This is a genomic window from Loigolactobacillus iwatensis (assembly GCF_003950295.1).
GTDB classification, from domain to species: Bacteria; Bacillota; Bacilli; order Lactobacillales; family Lactobacillaceae; genus Loigolactobacillus; species Loigolactobacillus iwatensis.
Genome location: NZ_RHNP01000061.1, coordinates 1 through 6,982, shown reverse-complemented (window position 1 = coordinate 6,982; position 6,982 = coordinate 1). Strand labels below are relative to the sequence as shown.

General features: G+C 40.5%; 8 protein-coding genes and 1 tRNA gene. 4 read left to right on the top strand and 5 right to left on the bottom strand.

From position 1 onward, the window contains the following. Positions 1 to 125: 125 nt before the first annotated feature. Positions 126 to 731 (bottom strand): DNA-3-methyladenine glycosylase I, encoded by a 606-nt coding sequence (locus tag EKM98_RS11605; protein WP_125982716.1) that lies wholly within the window; start codon positions 729 to 731, stop codon positions 126 to 128. A gap of 118 nt (positions 732 to 849) precedes the next feature. Between EKM98_RS11605 and EKM98_RS11600 the strand changes: the two genes are divergently transcribed. From EKM98_RS11600 to EKM98_RS11590, 3 genes are all read left to right on the top strand, one after another. Beyond that, positions 850 to 921, top strand: a tRNA-Arg gene (locus tag EKM98_RS11600). Positions 922 to 1,136: 215 nt separating this feature from the next. After that, positions 1,137 to 2,033, top strand: coding sequence for an ABC transporter ATP-binding protein (locus EKM98_RS11595; protein ID WP_125982715.1), 897 nt, complete (start codon positions 1,137 to 1,139; stop codon positions 2,031 to 2,033). After that, a complete protein-coding gene (locus EKM98_RS11590) occupies positions 2,026 to 3,246 on the top strand; it encodes an ABC transporter permease (RefSeq protein WP_125982714.1) in 1,221 nt (406 codons plus the stop codon). The genes EKM98_RS11595 and EKM98_RS11590 overlap by 8 nt, the downstream gene beginning before the upstream one ends. A 17-nt stretch (positions 3,247 to 3,263) precedes the next feature. On the opposite strand, the gene EKM98_RS11585 is transcribed toward EKM98_RS11590, so the two are convergent. Further along, positions 3,264 to 3,731 carry a GNAT family N-acetyltransferase gene (locus tag EKM98_RS11585; RefSeq protein ID WP_125982713.1) on the bottom strand — a complete coding sequence of 156 codons (468 nt, stop codon included), beginning with the start codon at positions 3,729 to 3,731 and terminating at the stop codon, positions 3,264 to 3,266. Positions 3,732 to 3,880: 149 nt separating this feature from the next. On the opposite strand from EKM98_RS11585, the gene EKM98_RS11580 reads away from it, so the two are divergent. Beyond that, on the top strand, positions 3,881 to 4,126 hold the full coding sequence (locus tag EKM98_RS11580; RefSeq protein WP_125982712.1) for a YdeI/OmpD-associated family protein: 246 nt from the start codon (positions 3,881 to 3,883) through the stop codon (positions 4,124 to 4,126). 135 nt (positions 4,127 to 4,261) lie between these two features. On the opposite strand, the gene EKM98_RS11575 is transcribed toward EKM98_RS11580, so the two are convergent. The 3 genes from EKM98_RS11575 to map all read right to left on the bottom strand — a co-directional run bounded on the left by EKM98_RS11575 (position 4,262) and on the right by map (position 6,854). Then, positions 4,262 to 5,479 (bottom strand): DUF2075 domain-containing protein, encoded by a 1,218-nt coding sequence (locus EKM98_RS11575; protein ID WP_125982711.1) that lies wholly within the window; start codon positions 5,477 to 5,479, stop codon positions 4,262 to 4,264. 85 nt (positions 5,480 to 5,564) lie between these two features. Continuing rightward, complete coding sequence (locus tag EKM98_RS11570; RefSeq protein ID WP_125982710.1) at positions 5,565 to 5,819, bottom strand: hypothetical protein; 255 nt, start codon at positions 5,817 to 5,819, stop codon at positions 5,565 to 5,567. 243 nt (positions 5,820 to 6,062) lie between these two features. Then, complete coding sequence (gene map, locus EKM98_RS11565; RefSeq protein ID WP_125982709.1) at positions 6,063 to 6,854, bottom strand: type I methionyl aminopeptidase; 792 nt, start codon at positions 6,852 to 6,854, stop codon at positions 6,063 to 6,065. Positions 6,855 to 6,982: the final 128 nt, after the last annotated feature.

The window sequence follows — 6,982 nt, the reverse complement described above, 5'->3', positions numbered from 1 at the left end:
ACTAAAAACGGTTCAACTGAAAACACGAATGTTTCCAGTTGAACCGTTTATTTTTGGAGACTTATGTCACAGCCTCTCTTTCCTACGATTAGTCAAGGGGATTGAACTGTGCTTTTTATTGGCCATTAGCGACTAAATGGTAAAACCTGATCGACAATTAAACCACTTGCGCGTAAAAACATAGTTGTGACAATTGGACCAACGTATTTAAAGTCCCACTGTTTGAGATCACGAGCCACTTTCTGAGCAATTGGTGAGGTTGTTGGAATATCATCATCTTGCTGGTAAGCGTTGATGATCGGTTGGTTATTAACAAATCCCCAAAGATACGTGGCGAAACTACCAAATTCGGATTGAACTTGGTAGAGGGCTTGGGCGTTAGTAACCAGGGCGTATGCTTTCCGCCGGTCGGGAATCATCCCGGGAGCGACTAGGGCTTTTTCAATGTCAGTGCTCGTCATTTTGGCGACTTCGGTAGGTACCATTTCACAAAAATTTCGGCGAAAAACATCACGTTTACCGGCGGCCTCCCACCAGGTTAATCCTGATTGAAACATACCAACCGCAAGCAGTTGAAAGAGTAATACATCATCATGGGTTGCCGTTCCCCATTGTCTTTGGTAGGCTTCCACAGCAGGTCCCTGGTTATAACGCAGCCGTTCAGGACTGGGCTGTTGAGGTTTCTTTGGTTGTTCTGGTTCACCAAATAGATTAATTTGTTCGTAGGCCATTTTAAGAACCTCCTTGTCTGTGTTTGACTAGAAATGGTTAGTGTTAGGTCGAAATTAGACGTAATTTTTAAACTAAAACTTGAATTTAAAATCGAATATCAGTATGATAATACTATACGCGTCGGTAGTGTAATGGATAGCACGTGAGATTTCGGTCCTTACGATCGGGGTTCGATTCCCCGCTGACGCATAATTTGATCATGTTTTAAGGATGAGGGCTAGTTCTCCATCCTTTTTTTGTTGTCTAAATTTGAAGGGCCGTTTAAAAATTATTGTGATTGGTCCTTTTCTGACTAATTTAACATAAATGCGTTTGGCTAGCAGCCTTTCCCGGATAAAAGGTTAGCTTTCTCTAGGGTGAGAGCGTAAAATTTGGCAGGTAAGGACAACTTGGAGGTGATTTTTGTGTTAGAGGTGACAAATTTAGGCAAATCATTTGGTAGTGCACAGGCTTTAAAACAGGTCAGTTTTAAAGCGCAGGATGGTCAAATATTGGGTTTAATTGGCCAAAATGGTGCTGGTAAATCAACCACTTTTCACAGTATTCTTAATTTTATTCAATTTAGTGGCACAATAAGTTGGAATGGCCAGGCGTTAACTGAAAAAGACTACAACATCATCGGTTATTTACCAGAAGAGCGTAGTTTAATGCCAAAGTTAACGGTCCAGCAACAGATACGTTACTTGGCCCGGTTAAAAGGGGAACAAACGGCAGATATTGATCGGCAAATACCAAAGTGGTTAGAACGTTTTGCGGTTAAAGGTGACAAAAAAGATAAGATCAAAAGCTTATCCAAGGGAAATCAACAAAAAATTCAGTTGATTTGTACGCTGCTTCACCAACCTAAGTTAATTATCCTGGATGAACCTTTTAGCGGACTAGATCCAGTCAACGCCGATTTATTAAAGCAGGCAATTTTGGAGGCCAAGCAGGCAGGCGCGACGATCATTTTTTCTGATCACGATATGAGTAATGTGGAAGATCTTTGTGATCAAATTTTGATGTTAAAACAGGGTAAGGTGGTACTGACTGGTGATTTGCAGGCCGTGCGGGAACAATTCGGTCGTAATCGTTTGTTCGTTAAAACGGATTGGTCAACAGAAAGGTTAGCGGCATTACCCCACGTTATTCAAGTATCATTGACTCGGGCAGGGACTTATCGGCTGACACTGGACGCAGAAAGTGCCGGCCCGGAAATCTTTGCGGCGTTAACGCAAGGTCACTATATTCAAACGTTTGATCAACAACCGCCGACTTTAGACGAAATTTTTAGAATGAAAGCAGGTGCCAACGATGACTAAAATGGGAATTGTTGCCGGTGAAACCTACGAACGACAGGTTAAGTCGTGGAGCTTCTTGATTCTAGTTTTGTCACCGTTCTTTTTTATATTATTATCGTTTGGTGTTGGTTATTTATCGGCCAATGCTGGTCAAGCAAAGAATACGATTGCGGTGGTCGCTAATGATTCAAATTTACGTCGAGAATTTATTCAAAGTAATACACTTCAAACAACCAATAAACACGCTACTTTGGCAGCGGCCAAGCAAGCACTGCAACAAAAGAAAATTCAGGGTTACTTGGTTTTGAAAACAGCAAATAATCAAATACAAGTGACGTATCACGGCACAAAACAGCTAGAAAGTTCCGCCAAGCAGGCGTTGCAGCAATTTGTAATCCAGAAACAACAACTTTTGAATCAACAAGCGGCCAATTTAACTAGCCGCCAAGTGCAACAGCTAAATCAGTTACCGCAGATTCAAGAAAAAGTTGAAAAAGAGGAATCCACCACTAATTTAGCAAAATTGGTTTCATTTTGGGCATTACTTTTCCTGATGTACTTTATTTTAGTGACGTATACATCTACAACGGCGCAGGAAATTGCATCGGAGAAGGGTACAAAGATTATGGAAATTATTTTTTCTAGTACCACTGCCCGCAAGTATTTTTACGGGAAAATGCTAGGTGTTTTTGGTGTCATCGTTACTCAGATTGCCATCTATTTGGTTGGTGGATTTGCACTTTACGAGTTGGCACCACATTTGGCAATGACCAAAACGCTTTTCCAACAATACCGCGATTTAATTGATCAAGTTTTAAAGAATTTCTTTTCGGTCAATTTGCTCTATGTGCTGTTAGGGGTTGTTATTTTCACTATTTTGGCGGCCTTGTCTGGTGCACTAGTAACTCGGCCCGAGGATGCAACTAAGGCCGCTCAACCAGCACTTTACTTAGTCATGTTAGGGTTCTTTGGGGCGTTGACGCTCAACCAGCAGGCAGGGTTGCTAGTCGTTAAAATTCTATCTTACGTGCCCTTTTTATCTTCCTTCTTTATGCCATTACGCGTTATCGATGGTTCGGTTAGCGGACTGGCAGTGCTGGCTTCTTTAATCATTTTGGTACTCAGCATTGCAGGCCTGACTTATTACGTTGGTGGTATTTATTCCGGTTTGATGCTCCAAACGGACAACGTTGGTTTTTGGAAGAGTTTTAAACGAGGAATTAAGATTCGCTAATCGGGTGCTTAGTAAATTTAGTCGGCCGAAGCGAGGTTCTTTTTGAACATTAATAGATCCAAGGTTTGGATACCATTTTCAACGCTAGGCTGCTGTTTCGTTGCAAAGTAATTGGCCTTAATTGCGTATAGACGCATACCCATTTTTTGATAAAAAGCAATATTTTTAATACTAGAATTGGCCGTGCCAACTAACAACGTTTGATAGCCATGTTGCTGGTAATAGCTAAAAAAGTGGCGCAGTGTGTACTGTCCAAAACCCTGCTCCCGTTTATTAGCGATGATAGCCAAATTTTTTAGCTCGATTGTGCGATCATCTTGGGGAACGAAAAGTGCCACGCCGATTGTTAAATCATCTAATTGTAAAGCAAATAGATCGCCTTGATTTAGATAGGCGGCCACCGTTGCTTCGTCTCCGGCCGCCAGAATTAGATAAGGTAAGTACCGTTCTTTATTATCGATAATTAAATTAAAAGTTAACGCCATGATTTTCCCTCTTTTTAAAGTGTGTTTAATTTTATGCTACAGTTCTACGGCATGGGGTGCAAGTTATAGCAAGTCAAATTAAATATAGATATCCAAAGTAAATTAAATTTGTTATTCTAAAACTAATCTTTATGATGGGAGTGACCTATTTGGCCGATAAGAAAACATTAAGCGATTATGAGGTTGATATTCCGCGTGTTGCGGAGTTGTTAGCGGATGAGGAAAGTTTGAAAACTTTTTTTGATAATCTGACGCCGGGCTATCAACGTGAATGGGCCCGTTACATTTATGGTGCAAAAGCCGAAGCAACAAAGGAACGCCATATTGCGGATATGCGTAAAATTCTGGCCGCCGGGTATAAATCTAAGCGGGGCTATGGTCAGCGCGCAAAATAAAGTATCAATTAATTTACGCCTACAGGTGAACTAAAAAGCTTCCAATAAGTCAGCGGTATTTTCTGACTTATTGGAAGCTTTTTAACGGCTTAATTCACTATTTTTAGACAGATTTAGAATTAGCAAGTTATCGAGTTAGCTTAATTCGGCTAAGGCCTGGTGTAGTAATGGATCACAGGCGTAAAGATAGAGGCCACGAACACCGCGTTTCATCAAAACATTGATTGAATTTAAAATGATTTTCTGTTGTATTTGTAGAATTTTCTTTGGATCAGTCAGATCAGCCCGTCGCTTAAAGGCTTCATGATCTTGATAATATTCTGGCCGAATCAAAAGTCGTTTTTTAGCTGGATCGAAGGAAACGGAGGAACCTAAAATAACACCGACGTAGTTTAAATCAAAACCCTGAATGGTGTAAATCGAACCGACTTCATTAATCGTTTCCGGACGTTCGGCCCAGGGAATGTTTGGGTCCATATTTTTATCCCACGGTACTTTAAAATGGTTTGTGGTCACGTAGTAAGTTTTTCCATCTAATTTATAAGGAAAATCGGCAGTCGCAACTAAGCGAGCCAGGTGTGTTTGACGATCACGTTGTTTTAATGTTTGGTAGAGCTGATTAGCATCGGAAAAAATACGAAAATCATAATTAGAATCTTGCGGCAGTGGCAATAATTTACGCTGTTTTGCAAAGCCATCGATCCAGTGTAGGACACTAGTGTTGGCGGCCACACGGAACTGCTGATCAAGGTGATAAATTTGGTGAGTGTGAGTCTTTAAAATTTGCTGCAACATCTGTTGATTCCAGTAACTTTTCATTTTTAAAACTTGATCAGGATCGAATACTAGAATAACAACGTGGCTATGTTTAATGATTTCCGTTAACTGATTATTTTGGCGAAATTGATTATAGCGATCAGGCTTAGTTAATAATAAATGGGCCTCATCAACTAAAGTGATGTCGGCCATTGTTTGTGTCTTTGCCATTTGGTTAATAAAGGGCGTTGGTTTAGCAAAATCTTTTTTTCGCAAATAAGGAAAGTCGGCCGCAATTTGTTTATAGATTTTTAACATTTCTGGATGATTAACTAATAGGTGGTTGTCGGTTTGGTACAGACAATCTGCTGGTTGTTGTTGACTAGCAGACTGCAGATCATTGAACAACGAGCTAAGGACAACACTTTTGCCGGTACCAGCATCACCAGTAATTACAAATAAGGCCGTCTTATCATCGCGCAGGTGTTGCCGACAAAAGGCCAGTGCTTGCCGTTTTAATTGTTGCTGCTTTGGCGATAAAGGTTTCAGTGGACTTAATTTAGTTGTTGCCTGATTATTGGTGGTTGTTGATTCCAAAATAATGCGACCTTTCTATAACTGTCAGTTATTTAGTGACAGTTAATAAATTTAAAAAATCGCCTAACAAAGACGATTAGTGGCATTAAGGGATAAAACGATTAATCTCTTTTTGCAAGTTATGTATCTCAAGCATCGTAATGCGCGGAAATATTCTGAAAATAAATGAAGCAAAATTATCATGGTGGTACTTATAGTTCATTTTGCCAATAGAACGGGTGGACTGCGGTGCCGCCTGCTTTTCTAAAACCTCGAGATCATAGGTAGCGCCAGGAACTAGGTTAATGTAAATAGTAGCAGTAATGTAGATCGCGTTAGGTGTCGTTTCAGATTTCATCATTGCAATCAGACTTCCTTTATTCAAATTAGTAGTTCCATCATACAAACATACGTTCCCAATTGTCAAGGGCTACTTTCGCTGAAAAATAATGAAAGCAAGTAGGAAAGGAATTACTGCAAAAAAAGATTTAGAACTGCTTAGCTATTTTTCAGCGTGTCTAGTAGATTTGAATTTTTTAGGATAAACCAAAATGATACTGTTCAAGAAAATCAAATTTGGTTCACCACGACATTCGTTAGATTATTACAAATAGTTAGCGTCAGCCTCTGGATCTTGAGAAGTTAAAATTTTAGGGCCGGCTTTAGTGATCGCCAAGGTATGCTCATACTGTGCTGCCGGGGAGCCATCAGCTGTGACGTAATAGCGCCAAGTATCATGAGGAACGACCTTGGTTGCTAACTGCCATGATCCAGTCACAATCATCGGCTCGATTGTAATCGTCATTCCCTCCCGTAAACGGAGTCCGCGGCCTGCTTCGCCATAGTGGGGAATTGCGGGTTCTTCGTGGATAGATGGCTGAATACCATGACCAATGAGGGTTCGAATATCACCAAAACCATTTTCATCTTCAGCATAAGTTTGAATGGCGTGACCAATGTCGCCAATTCGATTACCAATCACTGCTTGATCAATTCCGAGGTAAAGGGCCTTTTTTGTCACGGCCATTAATTTTTGAATTTCGGCCGAAACGTTACCAACAGCGTAGGTCCAACAAGAATCGCTTTGGTAGCCATCGTATTCAACGCACATGTCAACCTTGACAATATCACCGTTTTTTAGGTTTAGTCCGCGCCGGGGAATACCATGGGCAACTTCACTGTTGACACTAATACAAGTTGCATATTTGTAACCATCAAAGCCAATTTGTGAGGCCAACGCGCCATGGGATTCAATGTACTGGCGCGCAAATTTTTCAATTTCCCAAGTTGATAGGCCGGGTTTAATTAGGTTACGGAGACCTAAGTGAACGCCAGCAAGAATGGCGCCAGATTTACGCATACCTTCAATTTCTCGTGTTGATTTTAATGTAATCAAAAAAGTTCCTCCAAGTAATTATGCTTAATTTTAAACAGTGAGTAATAAATAATACGTGTGGTGCTAGTTTGTAACATTTAGAAATTTAACAAAAAAGTCCAACCCAGTTAGACTCATAAGTGACAAAA